At 67.2% G+C, this 22,344-nt stretch carries 23 protein-coding genes; 13 read left to right on the top strand and 10 right to left on the bottom strand.

The features are described from left to right. Positions 1-73 precede the first annotated feature (73 nt). The 10 genes from ACZK13_RS05525 (at position 74) to ACZK13_RS05480 (ending at position 10,777) form a co-directional block, all read left to right on the top strand. Positions 74-2,266: a TonB-dependent siderophore receptor gene (locus ACZK13_RS05525; RefSeq protein WP_125893756.1), complete on the top strand. Its 2,193-nt coding sequence runs from the start codon at positions 74-76 to the stop codon at positions 2,264-2,266. A 222-nt stretch (positions 2,267-2,488) separates the two neighbouring features. Continuing rightward, positions 2,489-4,132: a malonate decarboxylase subunit alpha gene (gene mdcA, locus ACZK13_RS05520; protein WP_125893753.1), complete on the top strand. Its 1,644-nt coding sequence runs from the start codon at positions 2,489-2,491 to the stop codon at positions 4,130-4,132. A gap of 10 nt (positions 4,133-4,142) precedes the next feature. Then, entirely contained in the window at positions 4,143-4,463 is a 321-nt protein-coding gene (mdcC, locus tag ACZK13_RS05515; RefSeq protein ID WP_049398883.1) for a malonate decarboxylase acyl carrier protein, read from the top strand. Further along, positions 4,460-5,368 carry a biotin-independent malonate decarboxylase subunit beta gene (locus ACZK13_RS05510; RefSeq protein ID WP_049422772.1) on the top strand — a complete coding sequence of 303 codons (909 nt, stop codon included), beginning with the start codon at positions 4,460-4,462 and terminating at the stop codon, positions 5,366-5,368. Before mdcC ends, ACZK13_RS05510 begins: the two co-directional genes overlap by 4 nt. 2 nt (positions 5,369-5,370) lie before the next feature. After that, positions 5,371-6,075, top strand: coding sequence for a biotin-independent malonate decarboxylase subunit gamma (mdcE, locus tag ACZK13_RS05505; RefSeq protein WP_125893798.1), 705 nt, complete (start codon positions 5,371-5,373; stop codon positions 6,073-6,075). Further along, positions 6,068-6,709 carry a malonate decarboxylase holo-[acyl-carrier-protein] synthase gene (gene mdcG / locus ACZK13_RS05500; protein WP_125893751.1) on the top strand — a complete coding sequence of 214 codons (642 nt, stop codon included), beginning with the start codon at positions 6,068-6,070 and terminating at the stop codon, positions 6,707-6,709. The genes mdcE and mdcG overlap by 8 nt, the downstream gene beginning before the upstream one ends. Next, on the top strand, positions 6,706-7,563 hold the full coding sequence (gene mdcB, locus ACZK13_RS05495; RefSeq protein WP_185749950.1) for a triphosphoribosyl-dephospho-CoA synthase MdcB: 858 nt from the start codon (positions 6,706-6,708) through the stop codon (positions 7,561-7,563). The genes mdcG and mdcB overlap by 4 nt, the downstream gene beginning before the upstream one ends. Then, positions 7,560-8,480, top strand: coding sequence for a malonate decarboxylase subunit epsilon (gene mdcH, locus ACZK13_RS05490; RefSeq protein ID WP_253145485.1), 921 nt, complete (start codon positions 7,560-7,562; stop codon positions 8,478-8,480). The genes mdcB and mdcH overlap by 4 nt, the downstream gene beginning before the upstream one ends. A 104-nt stretch (positions 8,481-8,584) precedes the next feature. Beyond that, positions 8,585-9,952, top strand: a complete 1,368-nt coding sequence (locus tag ACZK13_RS05485) for an SLC13 family permease (protein ID WP_032127621.1) — start codon at positions 8,585-8,587, stop codon at positions 9,950-9,952. Between the two features lie 105 nt (positions 9,953-10,057). Further along, the gene (locus tag ACZK13_RS05480) at positions 10,058-10,777 is read left to right on the top strand and encodes a GntR family transcriptional regulator (RefSeq protein ID WP_012510388.1); all 720 of its coding nucleotides are present in this window, start codon (positions 10,058-10,060) and stop codon (positions 10,775-10,777) included. 71 nt (positions 10,778-10,848) lie between these two features. Here the strand turns inward: ACZK13_RS05480 and ACZK13_RS05475 are convergent, their stop codons facing one another. Further along, positions 10,849-11,175: a hypothetical protein gene (locus ACZK13_RS05475; RefSeq protein WP_253145483.1), complete on the bottom strand. Its 327-nt coding sequence runs from the start codon at positions 11,173-11,175 to the stop codon at positions 10,849-10,851. 151 nt (positions 11,176-11,326) lie between these two features. Here ACZK13_RS05475 and ACZK13_RS05470 point away from each other — a divergent pair, with 151 nt between their 5' ends. Further along, complete coding sequence (locus tag ACZK13_RS05470) at positions 11,327-12,274, top strand: nucleoside hydrolase (RefSeq protein ID WP_253145481.1); 948 nt, start codon at positions 11,327-11,329, stop codon at positions 12,272-12,274. 4 nt (positions 12,275-12,278) lie between these two features. Here ACZK13_RS05470 and ACZK13_RS05465 read toward each other — a convergent pair whose 3' ends face one another. The 8 genes from ACZK13_RS05465 to ACZK13_RS05430 form a co-directional block, all read right to left on the bottom strand. After that, positions 12,279-13,538 (bottom strand): MFS transporter, encoded by a 1,260-nt coding sequence (locus ACZK13_RS05465; RefSeq protein WP_125893743.1) that lies wholly within the window; start codon positions 13,536-13,538, stop codon positions 12,279-12,281. Positions 13,539-13,619: 81 nt separating this feature from the next. Further along, positions 13,620-14,630, bottom strand: coding sequence for a hypothetical protein (locus tag ACZK13_RS05460; RefSeq protein ID WP_125893741.1), 1,011 nt, complete (start codon positions 14,628-14,630; stop codon positions 13,620-13,622). A gap of 97 nt (positions 14,631-14,727) precedes the next feature. Continuing rightward, positions 14,728-15,117 (bottom strand): hypothetical protein, encoded by a 390-nt coding sequence (locus ACZK13_RS05455; RefSeq protein WP_478482339.1) that lies wholly within the window; start codon positions 15,115-15,117, stop codon positions 14,728-14,730. Positions 15,118-15,165: 48 nt separating this feature from the next. After that, positions 15,166-16,302: a metallophosphoesterase gene (locus ACZK13_RS05450; protein WP_253145477.1), complete on the bottom strand. Its 1,137-nt coding sequence runs from the start codon at positions 16,300-16,302 to the stop codon at positions 15,166-15,168. A gap of 164 nt (positions 16,303-16,466) precedes the next feature. Further along, entirely contained in the window at positions 16,467-18,005 is a 1,539-nt protein-coding gene (locus ACZK13_RS05445) for a TerC family protein (protein WP_180837924.1), read from the bottom strand. A 43-nt stretch (positions 18,006-18,048) separates the two neighbouring features. Beyond that, positions 18,049-18,273, bottom strand: a complete 225-nt coding sequence (locus ACZK13_RS05440; RefSeq protein ID WP_010483459.1) for a helix-turn-helix domain-containing protein — start codon at positions 18,271-18,273, stop codon at positions 18,049-18,051. Next, positions 18,273-18,740 carry a DUF2975 domain-containing protein gene (locus tag ACZK13_RS05435; protein WP_032127655.1) on the bottom strand — a complete coding sequence of 156 codons (468 nt, stop codon included), beginning with the start codon at positions 18,738-18,740 and terminating at the stop codon, positions 18,273-18,275. The genes ACZK13_RS05440 and ACZK13_RS05435 overlap by 1 nt, the downstream gene beginning before the upstream one ends. 182 nt (positions 18,741-18,922) lie before the next feature. Next, positions 18,923-19,504 (bottom strand): NMCC_0638 family (lipo)protein, encoded by a 582-nt coding sequence (locus ACZK13_RS05430; protein ID WP_049398870.1) that lies wholly within the window; start codon positions 19,502-19,504, stop codon positions 18,923-18,925. Between the two features lie 129 nt (positions 19,505-19,633). Between ACZK13_RS05430 and ACZK13_RS05425 the strand changes: the two genes are divergently transcribed. Together ACZK13_RS05425 and ACZK13_RS05420 are read left to right on the top strand one after the other, a co-directional pair. After that, positions 19,634-19,945 (top strand): metalloregulator ArsR/SmtB family transcription factor, encoded by a 312-nt coding sequence (locus ACZK13_RS05425; protein ID WP_004147836.1) that lies wholly within the window; start codon positions 19,634-19,636, stop codon positions 19,943-19,945. Between the two features lie 24 nt (positions 19,946-19,969). Beyond that, on the top strand, positions 19,970-21,364 hold the full coding sequence (locus ACZK13_RS05420) for a DUF2867 domain-containing protein (RefSeq protein ID WP_329810834.1): 1,395 nt from the start codon (positions 19,970-19,972) through the stop codon (positions 21,362-21,364). Positions 21,365-21,400: 36 nt separating this feature from the next. On the opposite strand, the gene ACZK13_RS05415 is transcribed toward ACZK13_RS05420, so the two are convergent. Beyond that, positions 21,401-22,324, bottom strand: a complete 924-nt coding sequence (locus ACZK13_RS05415; RefSeq protein WP_032127632.1) for an alpha/beta hydrolase — start codon at positions 22,322-22,324, stop codon at positions 21,401-21,403. Positions 22,325-22,344 lie beyond the last annotated feature (20 nt).

Raw genomic sequence — 22,344 nt, 5'->3', positions numbered from 1 at the left:
TGCCCGAAGCCGCCGCCCCGGGTGCTGGACGACTGTTGCCGCCCCCTTCCCGTCTCCGAGCTTCGAACCCACCATGTCCCTGACGTTCCGTAACCGCCTGCCCCGCCGTGCGCTGCTGCCGGCTGCCCTGCTCTCTTCGCTCGCGCTGGTCGCGTCTCCGGCGTTCGCCGAGGCCGCCGCCGATGCATCCGATGCCAAGACCCTGGACCGGGTCAGCGTCCGTGCCGAGCAGTCCGCTCCGCCATCCAGCACCACCCGCCTGCCGATCACACTGCAGGAAACCCCGCAGTCGGCCACTGCGATCAGCCTGAAGCGCCTGCAGGACGAGTCGCTGTTCAGCATCAACGACGTGATGCGCAACGTCACCGGCGTCAGCGTGTCCTTCTATGACACCCAGCGCCCGCTGTACTACGCACGCGGCTTCGCCATCACCGACTTCCAGGTCGATGGCATTCCCACCTACAGCGGTTCCACCAACCAGGAATACGACACCGCTTTCTACGACCGCATCGAAGTGATCCGCGGTGCCAACGGCCTGCTCAGCGGCGCCGGCGTGCCGTCGGCCACCGTCAACCTGCTGCGCAAGCGGCCGGGCAAGGAGTTCGATGCCTCGTTCGCGATCAGCGCCGGCAGCTGGGACTATCGACGCATGGAGGCGGACGTGACCGCGCCGCTGACCGATGACGGCCGTTTCCGCAGCCGCGTGGTCGCCGCCTATACCGATCGTGGCCTGTATTACGACCGCTACGACGAGAACAAGATGGCCGGCATGGCGGTGCTGGAAGGCGACGTCACCGACAGCACCACGATCACCCTCGGTTACCAGAGCCAGGACAACAATCCGACCGGCTCGACCTGGGGCACCGTGCCGTTCTTCGACAACCAGGGCAATTTCGCGCACCTGCCGCGCTCGACCAACCTGTCGCCGAAGTGGAGCTACTGGAAGCGCGAGAGCAACACTGCCTTCGCCAACCTGGAACAGCGCTTCGGCGACAACTGGCTGCTGAAGATCAACACCGCCTACACCCGTGGCAATGTGCAGAACGTGCGCCTGTACGGCACCGGCAACCCGGACCCGGTGACCGGCTCGGGCATCTTCCTGCGCGCGGCCGCCGGTGATTCGAGGGACACCCGGCGCAACGTCGATGCTTACCTGACCGGAAGCTTCGATCTGTTCGGCCGCGACCACGATGTGACCCTCGGCGCACAGTGGTCGGACCTGGAAGGCACCACCAACACCCTGGCGCTGAACTTCCCGAACGATTGGGCACGCTGCGGCGGCGAACGCTGCTACTACATTCCCAACGTGTACAGCTGGAACGGCGACATCTCCGAGGTCACCTACCGCCGTACCGGCGCGCGCCGCGTGGCCAAGACCACGCAGAGTGGCGTCTATCTGGCCACCCGCCTGCGCCTGGCCGATCCGCTGTCGCTGATTGCCGGCGCACGCCTGAGCCGCTGGGAAACCCTCAGCCGCTCCTACAACGCCGCAGGCGCCTACACCGGCACCAGCGGCGCGTACAAGGTGAGCGATGAAGTCACTCCCTACGTGGGCCTGGTCTACGACATCACCCCGAACGTCTCGGCGTACGCCAGCTACACCGAGATCTTCAACCCGCAGAACTTCAAGGACCGCAACGAGAACCTGCTGGCGCCAGTACAGGGCTCGAACCTGGAAGCGGGCATCAAGACGCAGTGGTTCGATGGCCGCCTGACCGCCAATGCCGCCGTGTTCGAAGCCAAGCAGGACAACTACGCGGTGCGTGACATGGGCGTGCCGGAGGGTTCGCTGAGCGATGGCACCTCCGCCTACGTCGGCGTCAACGGCACCAAGGCGCGCGGTTGGGAGATGGACGTCAACGGCGAGATCCTGCCGGGCTGGACGGTCAACGCCGGCTATACCCACGTCAAGGTCACCCGCGCCGCCACCGATCTGCTGTACGCCAACCCGCCGAAGGACCTGCTGCAGCTCAACACCCAGCTGCAGCTGCGCGGCGCGCTGGAGCGCCTGAGCATCGGCGGTGGCGTGCAGTGGCAGAGCAAGGTGCAGGGCTACAACATCGCCTACCCGCTGGGCGGCACGGTGACGGTGAACCAGCCGGCCTACATGCTGGTCCAGTTCAACGCCAACTACCGCATCAGCGACAACTGGACGGCAACGCTGAGCGTGCGCAACGCGCTGGACAAGACCTACTGGGCGAATCTGGACTACAACAACTACGGCGAACCGCGCTTCGTGTCGGCCAGCCTGCGCTGGAAGTTCTGAGCCACCAGAAACGGTAGTGCCGGCCGCTGGCCGGCTCCAAGCGATGCATCGATGACGCGGAGCCGGCCAGCGGCCGGCACTACCCCGATCGATGCGGGTCATCCTCCATTTCAATCTGAATGGGCCCGCCTTCGCGCGGGCCCTTCTTTTTGCTGCAGTGCGGGTTGCATGCCCGACTGTAATTATGCCGTAATTACATCGACACCAATCGGAAGCCGGTCGATGAACCCGAGCTGGGATACGTTGGAACGCAGCCGCCAGGCCCGCCTGGAACGTGCCGCGCCGTGGGCCCGGGGACGTGAGGTCGCCGCCACCGACGTGGGCGAGCTGCTGCACGCACTGCTGGAGCCAGGCGACAAGGTCTGCCTGGAGGGCAACAACCAGAAACAGGCCGATTTCCTCGCCCAGGCCCTGGCCGACCTTGACCCGGCCCGGGTGCACGACCTGCACATGGTGCAGTCGGTGCTGTCTCTGCCGTCGCACCTGGATGTATTCGAGCGTGGCATCGCGTCGAAACTGGACTTCTCGTTCTCCGGCCCGCAATCGGTGCGGCTGGCCAACCTGGTGGCCGAAGGGCGCATCCAGATCGGTGCCATCCACACCTACCTGGAACTGTTCGGCCGCTACTTCATCGACCTCACGCCCCGCGTAGCGCTGGTCGCCGCGCAGGCCGCCGATCGCCACGGCAATCTCTACACCGGCCCGAACACCGAAGACACCCCGGTCATCGTCGAGGCCACCGCGTTCGGTGGCGGCATCGTCATCGCCCAGGTCAACGAGATCGTCGACACCCTGCCCCGCGTCGATATCCCTGCTGACTGGGTCAACTTCGTAGTGCAGGCCCCGAAGCCGAACCACATCGAGCCGCTGTTCACCCGCGACCCGGCGCAGATCTCCGAGATCCAGGTGCTGATGGCGATGATGGCGATCAAGGGCATCTACGCCGAGTACGGCGTGAACCGCCTCAACCATGGCATCGGCTTCGACACCGCGGCCATCGAGCTGCTGCTGCCGACCTACGCCGAATCGCTCGGGCTGAAGGGAAAGATCTGCCAGCACTGGGCGCTCAATCCACACCCCGCACTGATTCCGGCGATCGAATCGGGCTTCGTCAAATCGGTGCATTCGTTCGGTTCCGAACTGGGCATGGAGAAGTACATCGCCGCACGCAGCGATGTGTTCTTCACCGGTGCCGACGGCTCGATGCGCTCCAACCGCGCGTTCTCGCAGACCGCGGGCCTGTATGCGTGTGACATGTTCATCGGTTCCACCCTGCAGATCGACCTGCAGGGCAACAGCTCCACTGCCACCCGCGACCGCATCGCCGGCTTCGGTGGCGCACCGAACATGGGCTCCGATGCACGTGGCCGCCGCCATGCCAGCGAGGCCTGGATCAAGGCCGGCCAGCAGGCCGCACGCCCCGGTGAGATGCCGCGTGGCCGCAAGCTGGTGGTGCAGATGGTGGAAACCTTCCGCGAACACATGGCACCGGCCTTCGTCGATCGGCTGGACGCCTGGGAGCTGGCCGAGCGCGCGGACATGCCGCTGCCACCGGTGATGATCTATGGCGACGACGTCAGCCATGTACTGACCGAAGAAGGCATCGCCAACCTGCTGCTGTGCCGCACCCCTGAAGAGCGCGAACAGGCGATCCGCGGCGTGTCCGGCTATACCGCCGTGGGCATGGGGCGCGACCGCGCGATGGTGGAGAACCTGCGCGACCGCGGCGTGATCCGCCGTCCCGATGACCTCGGCATCTCCGTGCGCGATGCCAGCCGTGACCTGCTTGCGGCGCGTTCGGTGAAGGACCTGGTGCGCTGGTCCGGCGGACTGTACGACCCGCCCAAGCGCTTCCGCAACTGGTAAGGGGCTGAGCATGGAAACCCTCGACTATCGATTCGAAGGACACACGGCGGTGCAGTTTCCGCGCGATGCAGTGCTGGTCGGCGTACTGGCCTCGGGCAACCTGGAAATCCTGCTGGAACCGGCCGCACTGGACGGCGCGATGACGGTGCGCATCATCACCGCCGCGCAGGGCTTTGGCCGCGTCTGGGAGGCGGTGATCGGTGATTTCGCACAGCGCCATCCACTGCGCGATGTACGCGTCTCGATCAACGATGCCGGTGCGACCCCGGCGGTGGTCAGCCTGCGCCTGGACCAGGCAGTGGAAACCCTGCTTGCTGGAGATCCACGATGAGCCGGACGCAGCGCCACAGTTACTACGAAGCCGATGCACGCGAGCGCATCGCCGGCCTGGCCGACGCCGGCTCGTTCCGTGAATTCCTCGGCCCGGCGCGGCGGATGATGAGCCCGCACCTGGCACAGCTCGACCAGCCCGCGGCGTTCGACGACGGCATCGTTGTCGGCGAAGCCACACTGCGCGGCCGACGCGTGCTGCTGGCTGCACAGCAGGGTGAATTCATGGGCGGCGGTGTGGGCGAGGTGCACGGCGCCAAGTTGACCGGGCTGCTGCACCGTGCAGCGGAAACCCGACCTGACGGTGTGCTGCTGCTGCTCGATACCGGTGGCGTGCGCCTGCACGAAGCCAATGCAGGGCTCATCGCCATTTCCGAGATCATGCGCGCCACGCTGGATGCGCGCGCTGCAGGCGTGCCGGTGGTGGCGCTGATCGGCAGCGGCAACGGCGCGTTCGGTGGCATGGGCATCGTCGCCCGCTGCTGCAGCACCGTGGTCATGTCCGAGGAAGGCAGGCTGTCGCTGTCCGGACCGGAAGTGATCGAAACCGTTCGCGGCGTGGAGGAATTCGATTCCCGCGATCGCGCACTGGTCTGGCGCGTAACGGGAGGCAAGCACCGCTACCTGATCGACCAGGCACAGGTGCTGGTGCCCGATGCCATCGAGGCCTTCGCGCAGGCGGCCAGCAACGCGCTGCAGCCTGATACCAGCAGCACCGATCCAGATACTGCACTGGCCGCGCTGCAGGAACGCCATGCGGCACTGAAGGCGCGCGTGCAGGCCTGGGGCGATTGCCGCGATGGCCTGGAGATCTGGGCGCGGCTGGGTATCACTGCCCCCGAGCGACTGCCGCTGCTCGACACCGATGCGTTCCTCATCGCCACCGCCGACCGGAGCCTGCCATGAGCATGCCGCTGCAGACCCTGCTCGATGCCCTGTTCCCGCATGGGCATGCCATTGCCGTGAACGATTCGGTGCTGACCGGCAGCGCCACCACCGAGGATGGCGAGGTGACCGTGATCGGTACCGCCGACAAACTCGAAGTCGGCGTGGACCACGCATTGGCACTGGCCGAAACCGTGCTTGCCAGCACCGCCGCGCTTCCACAGCGACCGATCGTGATGCTGGTGGACACCGCTGGCCAGCGCCTGGCGCGGCGCGACGAACTGCTTGGCATCAACGGCTGTTTCGCGCATCTGGCACAGACGCTGGATCTCGCGCGTCGACGTGGCGCGCGGCTTGTCACGCTGGTCTATGGTGAATCCGTCAGTGGCGGCTTCCTATCATTCGGCCTGATGGCCGACCACATCCACGCCCTGCCCGATGCACAGGTGCGGGTGATGGACCTGCGCGCGATGGCACGGGTGACCAAGCAACCGCTGGAGAAACTGCAGGCACTCAGCCAGAGCTCGCCGGTGTTCGCGCCGGGCGTGGAGAACTACGTGGCGATGGGTGCGGTGGAATCGCTGTGGGAGGGGGATCTTGCCCAGCACTTGCTGCAGGCGCTGCGCACGCCCGCCGAAGGCGACCTGCGTGCCGCACGCGGCGCACAGCGCGGCGGTCGTGCCCTGGCGGCAGGGGTTTCGACTGCGGTGGCCCACGGCGATGCCTGAGCGGCCCGCCCGCCACACGCTGGCCTGGCTGTCGGCCGATGCCGACTGGCGGGCTGACGTAACTGCACACGAACCGCGCCTGGCAGCATGGTTCGCACAGGGCCTGCCAGGCATGGTGGCACGCAGTGCGGCGGATGATCCCGACCCGCGGCTGCGCCTGGGGGTGCCGCTGCCGCCAAGCGAAGGCAAGCAACGGCTGGCGCTGCGCGTGGCCCTGCAGGACATCCAGCACCTGCAGCCTCCCCCTGCCCTGGATGAGATTCTCGCCGGCGGCGTTCCGGCTGATTGGCAGGCGGCACTGCAGGCAATGCTGCGGCTTGCACCGGCCCGCGTGTTCGGCGCCTTCGCCTGGCGGCACCTCAGCGGCCTACCCTATGTGCACCCGCGCTCGGACATCGACCTGCTGTGGCAGGTGGATGACGCGCGCCAGGCCGACCTGCTGGTCGAACGCCTGCAGCACTGGGAAAGCGCCTACGGGCATCGCGTGGATGGCGAACTGTGCCTGGTGGATGGTGGCGCGGTGAACTGGCGCGAATACGCCGGTCGCAGCCGCGAAGTACTGGTCAAACGCATTGATGGTGCCGCTCTGGAACTGCGCGAGGCCTTGTTCAACGCCACTGGAGTTGTCGCATGAACGCTGTCGTGAAGCGCGTCGCCCGGTCCACTCCGGCGGTGGACAGCGCGCGCCTGGGGCGCCTTGCCATCGCCAGCCTGCACGCCGAACTGACCCTTGCCCCCAAACCGGGACTGGTTACACCGTTCGATCGCGGCAGCCACCACGACATGGATGCCGGCACCTTCCTGCGCAGCCTGTTCGCGTTGCGCCACTATTTCATCGCCGTGGCCGACGCCGGTGCCGGCGCGGCGCCGTTCCAGACGCTGCGCCGGCATGGCATCGCCGCCGAGATATCGATGCTGAACGCCACTGCGGGCATCAACACCCATCGCGGTGCGATCTTCAGCCTTGGCCTGCTGGTGGCCGCGTCCGCTGCCTGCTGGGGCCGCGCGGGCCGTGTCGCCGCAGCCGAGCAGGTCTGCCAGGAAGTGCGCCGTTGGGCGCCCGAGCTCGCCGACGCGCCTCTGGATGCGAACAGCCCTGGCCAGCGCGCGCGTGCACGACACGGCGTGCAAGGTGTGCGCGAACAAGCGGCCGCCGGCTACCCGCTGCTGCGCGAAGTGGCACTGCCTGCCCTGCGCCACGCACTGGCCAGCGGCCTGCCACGCGAGGCCGCGATGTGCCAGACCCTGATGCAGCTGATCGCGTGCGTGGATGACCTCAACCTGCTGCACCGCGGCGGCGCCGACGGCCTGCGCTGGGCCCAGCGGCAGGCACGCACCTTCCTGGACGCCGGTGGCACGTTCGCGCCGGACTGGCAGGTACATCTGCGTCGCATCGGTGACGGCTTCGTCATGCGCCGGCTGAGCCCGGGCGGCAGCGCAGACCTGTTGGCCTGCAGCGTGTTCCTGCTGCAGCAGGAGCAGGCATGAGCCTGGCCCTGCTCTGCCCCGGCCAAGGCGCGCAGCACGCGGCGATGTTCGATCGCGTGCGCGATCTGGCTGCCGCGCGGCCGGTGCTCGATGCCACGAGCGAACTGCTTGGCCGCGATGTATTCGCCGCTGCGGCGGCCGACGACCGCTTCGACAATGTGCGGGCGCAACCACTGCTGTGCGCAGCAAGCCTGGCGCATTGGCAGGGCCTGCGCGAGGTATTGCCAACGCCGACGGTGATCGCGGGTTACAGCATCGGCGAGCTGGCCGCACATGCCATCGCCGGCGGCGTCGATGCGGCCACCTGCCTTGCCCTGGCTGCGCAGCGCGCGCTGTTGATGGACAGCGCCAGCCCCGCCGATGCAGGCCTGCAGGCAGTGCTTGGCCTGGAACGCCATGTACTGCAGCCGCTGTGCGATCTGCACGGAGCGCACGTGGCCATCGCCAACGGGCAGGACCATTTCATCGTGGGCGGCACGCACGCCTCATTGCAGCGGCTGGCCGATGCCGCGCGGCCGCAGGGTGCGGACATCCGTCCACTGCCGGTGCACGTGCCTGCACACACACCGTTGCTGACAGCGGCGGTCGCACCGTTCGCTGCCGCACTCGACGCCTCGCCACTGCAGGCCCCACGCCTGCCGCTGCTGGCCGGCATCGATGCGCGACCGGCGCGGGATCGCGCAACGGCAGTCCACACGCTGTCGGCGCAGCTCGCGCAGACCATCGAATGGGCGCAGGTGATGCGCCAGGCCTTCGAGCGTGGCGCGCGGGTGTTCCTGCAGCTGGGCCCGGGCAACGCATTGGCGCGCATGGTCGCGCCGGCCTATCCGTGCTGCGAGGTGCGCGCGGTGGAAGAGTTCCAGAGCCTTGAAGGCGCCGCGGCGTGGGTCCGCAGCGCGCTGGAGAGGCTGCAGTAACGGGTTCGAGCAGTACGTATCACGCAACACGCAGTACGTCGCCTTACCCCGGGATGGCGGGTCTCCATCCGCGCTGTACGTGAGTCACGTGTCTGGGAGGGCGCATGAGTCCACAAATCGCAACGATCATCGGTCTGGTGATCATGTTCATCGTCGCCACCGCGATGCCGATCAACATGGGTGCCGTCGCCTTCGCGCTGGCCTTCATCATCGGCGGACTGTGGGTCGACATGGGGGGCAAAGAGGTGCTGGCCGGCTTCCCCGGCGATCTGTTCCTGACCCTGGTCGGCATCACCTATCTGTTCGCCATCGCGCAGAAGAACGGCACCATCGACCTGCTGGTGCACTGGGCAGTGAAAGCCGTGCGCGGCCATATCGTGGCCATTCCGTGGGTGATGTTCGTGATCACCGCGGTCCTCACTGCGTTCGGTGCACTGGGCCCGGCGGCGGTCGCGATCATCGGTCCGGTCGCGCTGCGCTTTGCCAAGCAGTACAACATCAACCCGTTGATGATGGGCCTGCTGGTGATCCATGGCGCACAGGCGGGCGGCTTCTCGCCGATCAGCGTATACGGCAGCATCACCAACGGCGTGGTGCAGAAAGCCGGGCTGGAAGTGACCGAGATGGCGGTGTTCCTGACCAGTCTGGGCTTCAACTTCATGATGGCGACGATCTGCTTCTTCGCCTTTGGTGGCATCGCCCTGCTGCGCCGTGGCTCGATCACCGCAGCAGGAACACTCGGCAATGCCGAGCTGGCGATGGCCGGTGGCCCGCAGGCGTCGTCGCGCCAGTTCGCGATCGAAGGTCATGGCGCGCTGGTCGCGGCAGGCGGCGGCACGCTCAGCAATGATCCGGTGGCACTGGATGCGGTGAACCTGACCCGCGAGCGGTTGTTCACCCTGATCGGCCTGCTCGGCCTGGGCGTGGCCGCGCTGATCTACAACCTCAACGTCGGCCTGGTCTCGATCACCGTGGCGGTGGCGCTGGCGCTGTTGTCCCCGCAGAGCCAGAAGGGTGCGGTCGATGGCATCAGCTGGTCCACCGTGCTGCTGATCTGCGGCGTGGTGACCTACATCGGCGTGCTGGAACATGCCGGCGCGGTGGACTTCATCGGCAACGGTGTGTCCGACATCGGCATCCCGCTGCTCGGAGCGCTGCTGGTCTGCTATGTCGGCGGCATCGTCTCCGCATTCGCTTCGTCGGCAGCGGTACTCGGCGCGACGATCCCATTGGCGGTGCCGTTCCTGATGCAGGGCCACCTCAGCGCCGCCGGCGTGATCTGCGCGCTGGCGGTGTCATCCACCATCGTCGATGTCAGCCCGTTCTCGACCAATGGCGCACTGGTGGTGGCCTCGGCCGCGAAGGAAGAGCGCGAGACTCTGTTCCGCCGCTTCCTGGTGTACAGCGGCCTGGTGGTTGCGCTCGGACCGCTGCTGGCCTGGCTGGTGTTCGTGGTGCCGGGCTGGATGTAACCGCCCAGCGGTAGTGCCGACCGCTGGCCGGCACTCTCATGAAGCCATCCAGCGATCATGGGTTGCCGGCCAGCGGCCGGCACTACCTGGCGGTACACTTCCACCATGGCCATTGCCCCTGCCCCGCGGTCACCGAAGAAGCGCGCACCTCTGTACGAAGAGGTGGCCGAACACGTGCGCGAGCGCATCTACGATTACCGGCTGCCGCCGGGAGAATGGATCGACGAGCCCGCGCTGTGCGAGGAACTGGGCATCAGCCGCACGCCGCTGCGCGAGGCGCTGAAGCTGCTGGCCGCCGAAGGCCTGGTGCAGATCGATGCGGGTCGTGGCAGTCGGGTCACCCGGTTGACGCTGGAAGACCTCAACCAGCTGTTCCCGGTGATGGCGATGCTGGAAGGCCGTTGCGCGCATGAGGCGGTGAAGCACATCGACGACGCCGGCGTGCAGCAGCTGGAAGACCTGCATGCAGCGATGGAAGCAGCGGCGGCCGAGGGCAACATCGCCGAGTACTACCGCAACAACTACCTGATCCACGAAACCGTGCAGCACTACGCGGGCAACCCGTGGCTGATCCGCATCACCCACGACCTGCACCGCATCCTGAAAATGCACCGTGGCCGCCAGCTGTTGACGCCGGGCCGCACCGCGCAGTCGTTGGCCGAACACCGCGAGTTGATGGAGTGCTTCCGCCGCCGCGACGCGCAGGCTGCCGAACGCACCATGGAACGCCACCTGCTGAGCCAGGGCCAGGCGCTGGCCGCCTATGTGGCGGCGGGCGGGCTGTTGAACGTGCCGGCGCCGTTGCCGACCGAAGGCGGCGGCTGAGCTGTTGGGGTTGCCGGCCAGCGGCCGGCACTACCAGGACGTGACCTTGGCCGGCACCCTGGGACGTCTCATCAATCGCCGCCACCGCAGCTGCCGCCGTCACCCCCACCACCATCACTGCTGCAGTCGGAGCTGCTGTGGCTGTGATGGCTGTGGTTGTCACCGGAATAACCACCTGAGCTGTCGTAGCTTGCGCCGCCATCCCCCCGGCTTCCCGAGCCATCGGCCGTGGCCACTGCCATGCACAGGATCGCACCGACCAGCGGCAGCAGCCAGACCAGCAGCAGCTGCACCGTCCGGCCGCCCGCCGACAGGCCATCACGCCTGACGATCACCACGGTAGCCACCACGTTCAGGCCCAGCACCAGCAGGACCAGCAGAAGGGCAACGATCAGCATTCGGCGACTCCGTGCCTGGACTGGAGGCATTATGGCCTTCCACCCCGATGTTGGCCCTGCCTGTCATGAAGATGGGACAATGTAGGGCGCGCCGGCCTGCCTCCGGGCCGCCGGCGCCCCCCGCACCACACGGAAGAAGAAGAACAACAACATGCTGAAAGTCATTTTCGATACCGACCCGGGCGTCGACGACGCCCTGGCCCTGCTGTACCTGCACAAGCACGCCCAGATCGACCTGATCGGCGTCACCACCACCTTCGGCAACGCCTCGGTGGAGTCGACCACCCACAACGCGCTGTACCTGAAGCAGGCCTGGGGCTTTGCCGCTCCGGTCGCGCGCGGTGCCGGCGGCCCGCTGCAGCCGGAAGCCACCCCGGAAGCCTGGCCGGTGCACATCCATGGCCACAACGGCCTGGGCAACCACCCGGTGCCGGCCAGCCTGGACGTGGCCGCCGATGCGCGCCCGGCCCATCAGCTGATCATCGACCTGGTCCGCGCCCATCCGGGCGAGGTGACCCTGGTCGCGGTCGGCCGCATGACCAACCTGGCCCTGGCCCTGCAGCAGGCCCCGGACATCGCCGGCCTGGTGCGCGGCGTGGTGATCATGGGTGGCGCTTTCCACGTCAACGGCAACATCACCCCTGCCGCCGAGGCCAACATCTGGGGCGATGCCGAAGCCGCCGACGTGGTGTTCACCGCCAGCTGGCCGGTTACTGCGATCGGTCTGGACGTGACCACCCGCGTGGAAATGGACCGTGACGGCCTGGACAAGCTGGCTGCCATCGGCGGTGCCGACGCCGAGCTGGTGCGTGCGCTGTCGCAGGATTATGTGGACTTCTACCTGCAGGCCGGCCACAAGGGCATGGTCGTGCACGACTGCTGCGCGTGCATCGCGCTGACCCGCCCGGAGCTGTTCCAGTTCGAGCGCGCCAGCGTGCGCGTGGCCACCGACGGTGTCGCCCGCGGCATGACCATTCCCAAGCCGGAAGGCCTGGCGTTCGGTCCCAGCGCGTGGGATGGCCACGTGGTGCAGTCGATTGCCATCGGCGTGGATGCGGCCGCGGTACTGGCCGACATCGAGCAGACCCTGAAGGTCTGACCCGCTAGCGCCTGGCCCTGCCCGGGACCGTCTCGGGCAGGGTCCACAGCACCGGCAGCACCAGCACCGCCACCAGCGCGATCATCGCGCCCGGCGCCGCTGCCCAGCCGCTGCGCTCCACCCACCATTGCGCCAGCCATGGCGTTGCCCCGCCGAAGAAGGCGGTGGCCATGGTCACCCCCAGTGCCAACCCGCTGACCCGGCCCTCGCCCGGGAACTGCTCGGCCGTAGCCGGGGCCGCGACCGCGCTCACGCCACCGGCCACGCAGGCCAGCAGCACCGCCGCCAGCGCGATGCCCAGCGCCGTCGCCTCCGCCATCCACGCGAACAGGGACAACGGCAGCAGCGCCGCCAGCAGAGTCAGACCCAGCAGCATCGGGCGTCGCCCGACGCGGTCGGACAATGCGCCGCACAGCGGCGTGATCGCAATGACCGCCACTGCCGCAATCGTCGACAGCCACAGTGCATCACCTTCGTCATGACCCTGCGCATGCAGGAATGCCGGCACATAGGTGATGCCGACGTAATAAGTGATCGATCCCAGCGCCGAGATCGCAAACGTGCGCGCTACTGCCAGCGGGTGGTTACGCAATACGTGGCGAAGCGGCGTAGCCGGAATACTGCCCTCGCGACGCTGGCGTTCGAACTCCGGCGATTCGTGCATGCCCGAGCGCGCAACCAGGATCACCAGTGCCAGCGCGGCACCGAAGAAGAACGGAATGCGCCAGCCCCAGCTGTCCAGCTGCGCCGTGGGCAGCAGCGCAACCGTAAGCGCCGAGATCGCCACCGCCAGCAGCGCGCCCACCTCGCTGGCCGCCGATGCCAGCGAGGTCACCAGGCCGCGTCGCCGTGCTGGTGCGCTTTCCAGCAGGTACGCCACCACGCCGGTGTACTCACCGCCCACCGAAAATGCCATCACGCAGCGCAGTACCAGCAGCAGCACGCCCGCCGTAGTGCCCGCCGTGGCCGCTGTCGGCAGCAGCGCGGTGGCCAGCATCGCCGCTGCCATCAAGGCCATCGATGCCAGCAGCATCCAACGCCGGCCCAGCCGGTCCCCCAGGTGGCCGAAGCACAGTGCGCCCAGCGGACGCATCAGGTAGGACACCGCGAAGCCGGCCAGGGTGACCAGCAGCGCCTGTTCGCCGCCGCCGAAGAACACCCGCGACAACACCGTCGCGAAGTACAGGTACAGGGTGAAGTCGTACCACTCCACCACCGTGGACAGGCCCGCCACCCACATCGAGCGCTGCCGCGCCACGGTCATTGCGTATTCGCCTTCAACAGCCTCGATCCCGGATGTACAGGTTCCGCGCAGCGTGGCATGGACGGGGTGAAATGCCGGTCATCAGCTATCCACTGCCTGCATGTACTGGGTTTCATGGCCGGTGAAACGCTCACCGTCAAAGCCGAAACAGAAGCGCCCTTCCTCGAACACGCGGTACACCAGCAACGTGCCATCGAGGCAGAACTGCTGCTGGTCCACGCCCGTTTCCAGTGTCCCGTATCCGGTTGCATCACCGCCCTTCCCCGCCGGCCCGGTGAAGGCATCGAACGGCAGTGGCGTCGCCCTGCCCGTGCGGGTATCGACCAGCATCAGCGTGCGCTGGAAGTACTCTGGACGATCATCGACCTGTACCAGCAGGTAGTGCTGGTTGAAATTGGGCTCCTGGTGCTGGAGCGCATCGTCGATGGCTGCGCGGTGCCGCGCATCGCAGAAGTCGACCGGGCTGTAGCGGTAGCTGCAACCGTCGTGGTCGTAGGGCAGGTTCATGCCCGAGTAGCTGACGCCTGCCTGGCTGCCCACGTCGTCTCCCGGTTCCGGCGTGCTGCACAGCAGCCACGAACGCTGCGCATCCTCGGGGTCGGCCAGCAGCTTCGGCTCTCGGCCCTCCTCGTAAGCCGCACCACCCGGGAAGTCCTGGCCGAAACGCTGGCGGACGATGGGACGTGCCTTCTCCAGCGGCAGGCCGATCTTCACGCCACGGAACGAGACGAAGGTCATCGTCGGCAGGATCACCTCCTCCACCGGCAGCCCCTTCCACTGCCCCTGCACGCAGAACGTGGCGATCTCGCTCTCTTCGTCCACCTTGCAGGGTTTCGGCGCATTCGCGGCCAGCCAGGGATGTGCCGGGCGATCGGTCTGAACGTCGATGTACCAGCCGTCCAGCGCACAGCTCGGCAGGGCATCGAGCAGCGGAGAGAGGTCTTCTGCCATGGCCGGGGCGGCAAGCGGTGTGCCCGCTGCGGGTGCCCCGGTCGGCGCATCCGTTGTGCGCTGGCATGCCGCCAGCGCGAGCAGACCAACCAGCAGCGCGACGTGGCGCGGACGCCGGATTGAATGATGCGCTCCCTGCATTGCGTGTTTCCTGGTTTCAGAACCCAGTGCAGATGATCGCCGATCCGGGGCCGGCTGGGACGCTGGGTGCTGCGCGACCTCCACGCATGGCGTGGAGCTACCCGGTGTGCTGGCTTCCCGCCCGGTAGGCAGCGTAGGCATCGAGGATCTTCTGCATCCGGGCCTGCTGCTTCGCGCCCATCGGCACCCGCTGCACGCGCTTCAGCAGCGTCTTCCACATGTATCCGGAACGGAAGAAGTACGGGCGCACCTCAAGGAAGGTCAGCACGACATCCACCGTATCTGGATCGCGTTCGGCAAGTTGCTTCAGCGCATTGGCGTAGCCACCCGGGAACGCAAGCTGTTCATACCGCTGGCGGTATTCCGCGCAGGCTGCCGCGTGCTGCTGCATTTGTTCCGGGCCACGCCAGCGCGCGCCAGCGGCTTCGCGGATGGCTTGGCGCAGCCGATTGATCTCGTCCGCATTGGCGCGGATCAGACGTTCCATGGGTGCGCGGGGATGGGCAATGGTTCCTTCCATGTGGTTTGTCAGGGGTCACGGGGCGCGGCGCAGGGTGATCAGGGTGATCTCCGAAGGAACGCCGATGCGTGCCGGGAAACCGGCCCACAGGCCAGCACCATTGCTCACGTACAGTGTCATGCCATCCACCTCGTAGCGACCGGACACATAATCGCCATTGGCGCGCTTCACCAGCTGGTCCATGCCGATGATCTGGCCGCCATGTGTATGCCCGGACAGCTGCAGCTTCACCCCACGCGCGGCCGCCTCGCGTGCGTTGCGCGGGCGATGGTCGAGCAGGATCACCGGCGCGCCCGGATCGGCGCCAGCCAGCGCGGCCTCCAGGTCCGGTAGCGGCAGACCGTAGCGTGCGGCCACGGGGTCGGTGACGCCGGCAATGGTCAGCGCCGCATCGCCGCGCCGCACCTGCAGGTGGCTGTTCTCCAGCACCTGCATGTGCAGTGCGCGGAACGCCTGCATCCACGCCTGGTACTGCGCGTAGTACTCGTGGTTGCCGGTGATGGCGATGACGCCGTCCGGTGCATGCAGATCAGCCAACGGGCGGGCATCCTCGCGACGCGCCTCGACGCTGCCGTCGATCAGATCGCCGGTGATCACGATCAGGTCCGGCGTCAGTGCGTTGCTCTCGTCCACCACCTTGCGCACCCAGTCGCCAGTCAGCAGGCGGCTGGCATGGATGTCGGTCAGCTGCAGCACGCGATAGCCATCGAACGCGGCAGGCAAGCCGGCAATGCTCACCTCGATCTGCCGGGGCTTGGGTACCGCCATGCCCTGGCTGACGCCATAACCGCTCACGAGCAGGGCCAGCAGACCTGCCGTCGGCCGCAGCTTCGGCGCGCGCAGGACCGATACAGTACGCGGCCAGCGCAGCAGGTGCGACAGCAGCAGGCCGGCGTCCAGCACCAGCATCACCAGCGCCAGCAGCAACACGGCGGTGGAGCCGGTGGCCAGCGTGGCGATGGCCAGCTTCGGTATCTCCGGCGAGGCCATCGTGCCCCAGAAGGTGGCTACGATGCGCAGCTGCACGGCAACGCCCACCAGCAGCAGCGACAGCACGACCTTCATCCAGATGGGCATGCGCAGTGGCCAGAACAGGCGCCAGGCCACGTACAGGCCCATCAACAAACCGATCGTACTCAGCACTGCAACCATCCGGGAAAGAAAGCGGGCCCGCCATGGTGACGGTTGCCGGCAGTGTTGTGTAGAGCCGAGCCCATACCCGGCTGCTCAGGAAGCAGTCGAGCATGGCTCGACTCTACAGAGGGCCAGTCGGGCATGGCTCGACTCTACAGAGGGCCAGTCGAGCAGGCTCGACTCTACGAAAGCCCGATGCGTTCCACCCGCAGGCGGGCGATGCGACGCTTCTCCATTGCCAGTACGGTGATGCGTACATCCGCAATCTCCACCGTGTCACCGATGTCCGGCAGGCGCCCCAGACGCTCCAGCACCAGACCGGAGATGGTCATGTAGTCGGCACTGCGTGGCAGCGAGACGCCGGCCAGGCGCTGCAGGTCGTCCAGGGTCAGCGCACCGTCGGCCTCCCACTGGTTCTCGCCCTGCGCCTCCACGCCATAGCGCTCGTCCTGGGTGTCGACCAGGTCACCGGCAATGGCCGCCAGCAGGTCGTTGGCGGTCACCAGGCCTTCCACACTGCCGTACTCGTCCACCGCTACCGCCAACGGCACCGGGTGCTGGCGGATCAGTTCCAGCGCCTGCAGTGCGCTGGCGCTGGACAGCACGTACTGCGGCTCGCGCAGGTTGCCCTCCAGCTGCAGCGGCCTGCCCTGCAGCAGGTCGGCCAGAAGGTCGCGGCTCTGAACCACGCCGCGCAGGCTGTCCAGGTCGCCATCACCCACCAGCAGGCGGGTGTGCGGCGATGCCACCAGGCGTGCCACCACATCCTCCTGCCCACGTGCCAGGTCGATCCACTGCACGTCGGCACGCACGGTCATCACGCTCGACACCGGGCGATCAGCCAGGCCCAGCACGCTGCGGATCATCTCGTGCTCGGCCGGCTGCAACCGCTCTTCGGCATCGACGTGTTCGTCAGCGTTTTCGTCGTCGTGGCCATTGGCCGGGCGCGCGCCCAGCATGCGCAGCACGGCGTCGGCGGTACGCTGGCGGAAGGGCTGGCGGCGCTCGTTGCGCTCACGATTGAAGCGCACCCACTGGTTGAAGGCTTCAACCAGGATCGAGAAGGCGATCGCCGCGTACAGATAACCCTTCGGAATCTTGTAGCCCAGGCCTTCGGCCACCAGGCTGAAACCGATCATCAACAGGAAGCCCAGGCACAGCACGACCACCGTAGGATGCTTGTTGACGAAACGGGTCAGCGGCTTGCTGGCCACCAGCATCAGCACCATCGCGATGGTCACCGCGGCATACATCACGCCCAGGTTGTCGACCATGCCGACCGCAGTGATCACCGAGTCCAGCGAGAACACCGCGTCGAGCACCACGATCTGAGCCACCACCATCGCGAAGCTGGCGTAGACCTTCTTGCCATCCTCGTGATGCTCGCGGCCCTCCAGCCGCTCGTGCAGTTCCATCGTGCCCTTGAACAGCAGGAACAGACCACCGCCCAGCAGGATCAGGTCACGCCCGGAGAAGCTGTGGTCGAACAGCGTGAGCAGCGGTTCGGTCAACTTCATGATCCATGCCAGCGCGGCCAGCAGCACCAGCCGCATCAGCAGGGCCAGCGCCAGGCCGATCACCCGCGCGCGGTCACGCTGGTGCGGCGGCAGTTTGTCGGCCAGGATCGCGATGAACACCAGGTTGTCGATGCCGAGAACGATCTCCAGCACGACCAGGGTTGCAAGGCCCATCCATATCGAGGGGTCAGCCAACCATTCCATTTCAGGTCCGTTTCGTCAGTAGGTAAGGGAGAAGGGGAAACACTCAGTCAGCGTCCTGCGCCTGCGTCGGGTCATGCCCCAGCAGGTCACCGGGCGTGCATTGCAGCTCACGGCAGATCGCATCAAGTGTGGAAAAGCGGATGGCGCGCGCCTTGCCGGTTTTCAGGATCGACAGGTTGGCCAGGGTGATGTCGATGCGCCCGGCCAGCTCGGACAGGGTCATGCCCCGTTCCTGCAGCATGCGGTCCAGGGTGATGACGATCGCCATCAGATGACACCGTCGAGGTCATCGCGCATTGCCGCACCCACGGCAAATACGCGTGCCAGCACGAACAGCATCAGCACCGCGACCAGACCGGTGATCGACATGCCGCCGCCCACCTCCATCCAGGTGAAGTCCGGGCCCATCCAGGCGGCGTAGGCGCCGATCAGGATCGACAGCACCTCCATCGACAGCATCAGCCAGGCCATGCGCTGCAGGCGCTGTGCATTGGCGTGGGTGAACGGCCGCTCGCGCGCCGCCGACTTCAACAGCCGCAGCAGGTGGCGCAGGAACATCAGGCACAGCACCAGCAGCGCGACGATCGCGCCCAGGCCCAGGCAGAAATGCAGGAACAGGTCGCTGCCATGCACGGCAGCGGCATCAGCGTCGTGGATGCTGTCGAGCAGCCAGCTGCGGTCGTGGGCGACCAGCGGCACGGCCAGCAGTGCGGCCAGGATGCCCAGCCAGCACATCGCCCGCACCGCCTGTACGGCGGCCTGGGCCAGGGTGAACAAGCCTCGCGCGGGTCTGGCGCGGGCGGGACGAGCGGTCAAGCGGCCTCCGGCATTGGGGTGGCCTCGCCGCCCCGGGTGGATTTATCGATAAACGATATACCACTTGCCGCGTGAAAGGCTGAATCGCGAGCGTGGGCCCTTCAGGGCCCAGGCGCGCCCTGCGCCAGCATCGCTTCGCCCGGGGCCGCCGAGGCCATCGCCTGCACGCCGGCTTCGGCCGCCTGCCGTGTGACCAGGCGGAATCGCACCTGCAGCTTGCCCTGCCCCGGCGTGGCCCAGCCGTACTGGATGGCCACCTGATCGGCCGACAGCGGCCCACGCCCTGGCAGCGACCGCACCTGCAACGGCTTCGGTGCGGCCTGCACCAACCGGGCGAATCCCTTCTGCACGACCGCCGCGTCGGCCTTTTCGGCGTAGACCGTACACGTGCCATCGTCAGCCCAGCTCACCGCATAGCGGCCACTGGCCAGAGGCACCATCCAGGCCACGCCCGATTGCCCCTGCAACAGCGTCGCGGCTTCGGCGGGCTGCAACGGCGACAGCCCATTGGATTCCATCAGCGACTGCAACCGCGCCGGGGCACCGATGTGCTGCATGCAGGCAGTATCGAACAGCTCGCTGAAGGGATCCTGCGCAGGGGCCTTGGCCTTTGCAGTACGCGCAGGTTGCGCCACCGCCAGGGTGGGCAGCAGGGCCAAAGCCAGCCAGAACACAGGACGCATCGGGATTCCACGCTACGGAAAACAGCAGGGAGGATGGCAAAGCCCGGGCGCCACGCGCAACGGGTCATGGCTTGACAGCCGCCGCTGGCGGGAGGAGTATCAGTTAACGAATTAGTTAATTAGCTCGCCATGGACCGTATCTTCGAAGCCCTCGCCTCCACCGCCCGCCGCCAGATCCTGGCCTATCTCAGCGCCGGTGAGCTGAGCGCGGGCGAGCTGGCCGAACGCTTCGACTTCAGCAAGCCGGCGCTGTCCAGCCACCTGCGCATCCTCGAGGAAGCCGGCCTGATCGAACGCGAGAAGCGCGGCCAGTTCGTCTACTTCCGGCAGGTGCCCGACCGCTTGGCCAACACGCTGTTTTCCTGGGCAGCCGAAGTGTGTCCGGTCGGCGGCCCGCTGAAGCGCGAAGCACGCGCGCGCCGCAAGTCCCCAGCCCGCTGAACCGCCCCGCCAAGGAGCATGACCATGCCTGGTTCGACCCGCGACCGCCGTTCGTTTCCAGGGGTGCAGCTTCCGGGGCAGGAGGGCGGAAGCCCGACCGAAGTCACCTTGATCGCGCAGCTCGGCATCGGTGCCGGTGATGCGCTGGTGACCGACGCCAGCCAGCGCCAGCGCCACCACCCGGCCTTCATCGATGCGCTGGACGAGCCTTCGGCGCGACTGGGCGGCATGCATCTGCAGCAGGGCGACGCCTCCTCGCTGTACAGCTTCACCGTCGGTGCCGGTGGTCACCCGTTTCATCGCCATGCAGGCCCGCGCACGTTCACCGCCATCGCCGGAAGCGCGGGCGCCGAGCTGCGCTTCGCCACCGCCTCCGACGCGCAGCTGGCGCGCGATCCCGCTGCCTTCGCACGCACGCTGCGGCGCATCCGCATTCCACCGGACTGCCTGTTCACCGTGCGCTTCGGCGGCGGCACGTGGCACCAGTTCGCATCGAACCATCGCACACATCCGGCGCTGTTCGCGTTGTCCTGCCACAGCAATGAGCTGGCCGGGGCGATGGATGAGCAGGCCCGTGCACAGGTTCAACGCAATGCGGCCGATATCCCCAGCCTGACCGAGGTACTGCCCGATGCCCACTGGCCATCGGCCACTGCACTCTCGGCAGCGCCACTGCTGCAGCTGTCGCTGCAGGCCGCACCCCCCAGCCTGAGTGCTCAGCTGTGCGCGCGTACCCGTGCCCTGCTCGGTCCGCTGCGCCGGATTCCACTGCGGCCGCTGCGCGGGTTCGTCGAACGCGCCACACCGGCCTACCCGGTCCAGTCGCAGGCACCACACAGCGACGGGCTGCTGGCCACTGCGCTGCCGCACAGCCACTACCAGGACCAGACCACGCTGTGCCTGGACAGCGCGCAGGTCGCGCATCACTCCGCGTCGGTACTGCTGGCCGATGTACTGGAAGGCTTCCTGCGCAATCCGCCCACCGGCGTGGGCCACCTGATGGCACTGCGTAACCGCCTCGTGGCGCCGTTGCGGCTGCGTACGTCGCCGCTCGGCTGCCCTGTATCGTCACTGCTGTCGACCGACCGCAGCCGGTTGTTCGCCGGTCGCTACCCGGTGCTGGACGCGCACATCGATGACGGGGACACCTGCGCCGAAGTGCTGCTCGGTGCCGATGATCGCCACCTGCGCTTCCGCAGCAGCGTGCGGGTGCAGCGCTGTGCCGATGGCCACGTCGAGATCAGCCTCGGCTCGCGCGTGCAGACCCGCAATGCGTTCGGCCGCCTGTACATGGCGCTGATCGATGCCGCGCACCGGCACTACGTCGCGCCGGCACTGCTGCGCCGCGCGGTCGAACATGCGCTGGCGCCGGAACTGGCCGATCTCGATGACTGGGCGGAGTACTCCGCGTACAGATGATGCCGGCCCGTGGCCGGCACCACCTGCCACATCAGCTCACAGGTGCTGCTTGAAGAAGGGAACGACCGCTGACAGGGCCTCGCGCACCGGCTCCGGCTTGTCATACAGGTCGTAATGCGACCAGCCTTCCACCACCTTCAACTGCTTGTGCTTCGACGCCGCACGGCCATGGATCTCCAGGCCATCGCGGTAGGCACCAAAGCCACCCGGCTTGTCACCGATCACCACCAGCAACGGTTGGGTCAGCAGGACTTCGGCCAGGTGGAAGGCATCCCAGCCCACCGCTGCACCGCGATGCGAGAACAGCGCACTGACCACGCCGTTGGGCTGCGGCTCGCGCGTGCGGTAATAGTCCGTGGCCTCCAGCACATCGATATCCGTGATGCCGGCGGCGCGCCCCTGTTCCACCGAAGGCGGCAGGAACAGGTCCACACGGGCCTCGCCGCCGCGCATCTCGGCGGTGCGCTGGGCAGCGATGGCCTCCAGCGTGCCGATCGGATCGAATCCGCCAAAGCCCTCACGACTGAGCCGGCCAAAGTTGACACCAGTGATGCTGGTGACCGCCTTGATGCGGCGCTCGGTCATGGTGGCGTTGATCGCGTAGCCACCACCGCCACAGATGCCCAGTACGCCGATGCGTTCGGCATCCACGTACGGCAGGGTGACCAGATGGTCGACCACGCGGCGTACATCCTCCACGCGCTGGGTCGGGTCTTCGACCCGACGCGGCTCGCCACCGCTGGCGCCCTGGAAGCTGGCGTCATAGGCGATCACCACGTAGCCCTCGCGAGCCAGGGCCTCACCGTAGATGTTGCCGGCGGTCTGCTCCTTGCAGCTGCCGATCGGATGCATGCTGATGATCGCGGGATAGACCCGGTTGCGGTCGAAGTCCGGCGGGAAATGCAGGTCGGCGGCGATCGGCCAGGCCATGTCCGGATTCTGGATGTTGATGGTTTCCATGCTGCGGCTCCTCGATAGCG

It is taken from the genome of Stenotrophomonas sp. 99219_Sma, from assembly GCF_056480785.1.
This window is presented reverse-complemented; position numbering and strand designations above follow the sequence as displayed.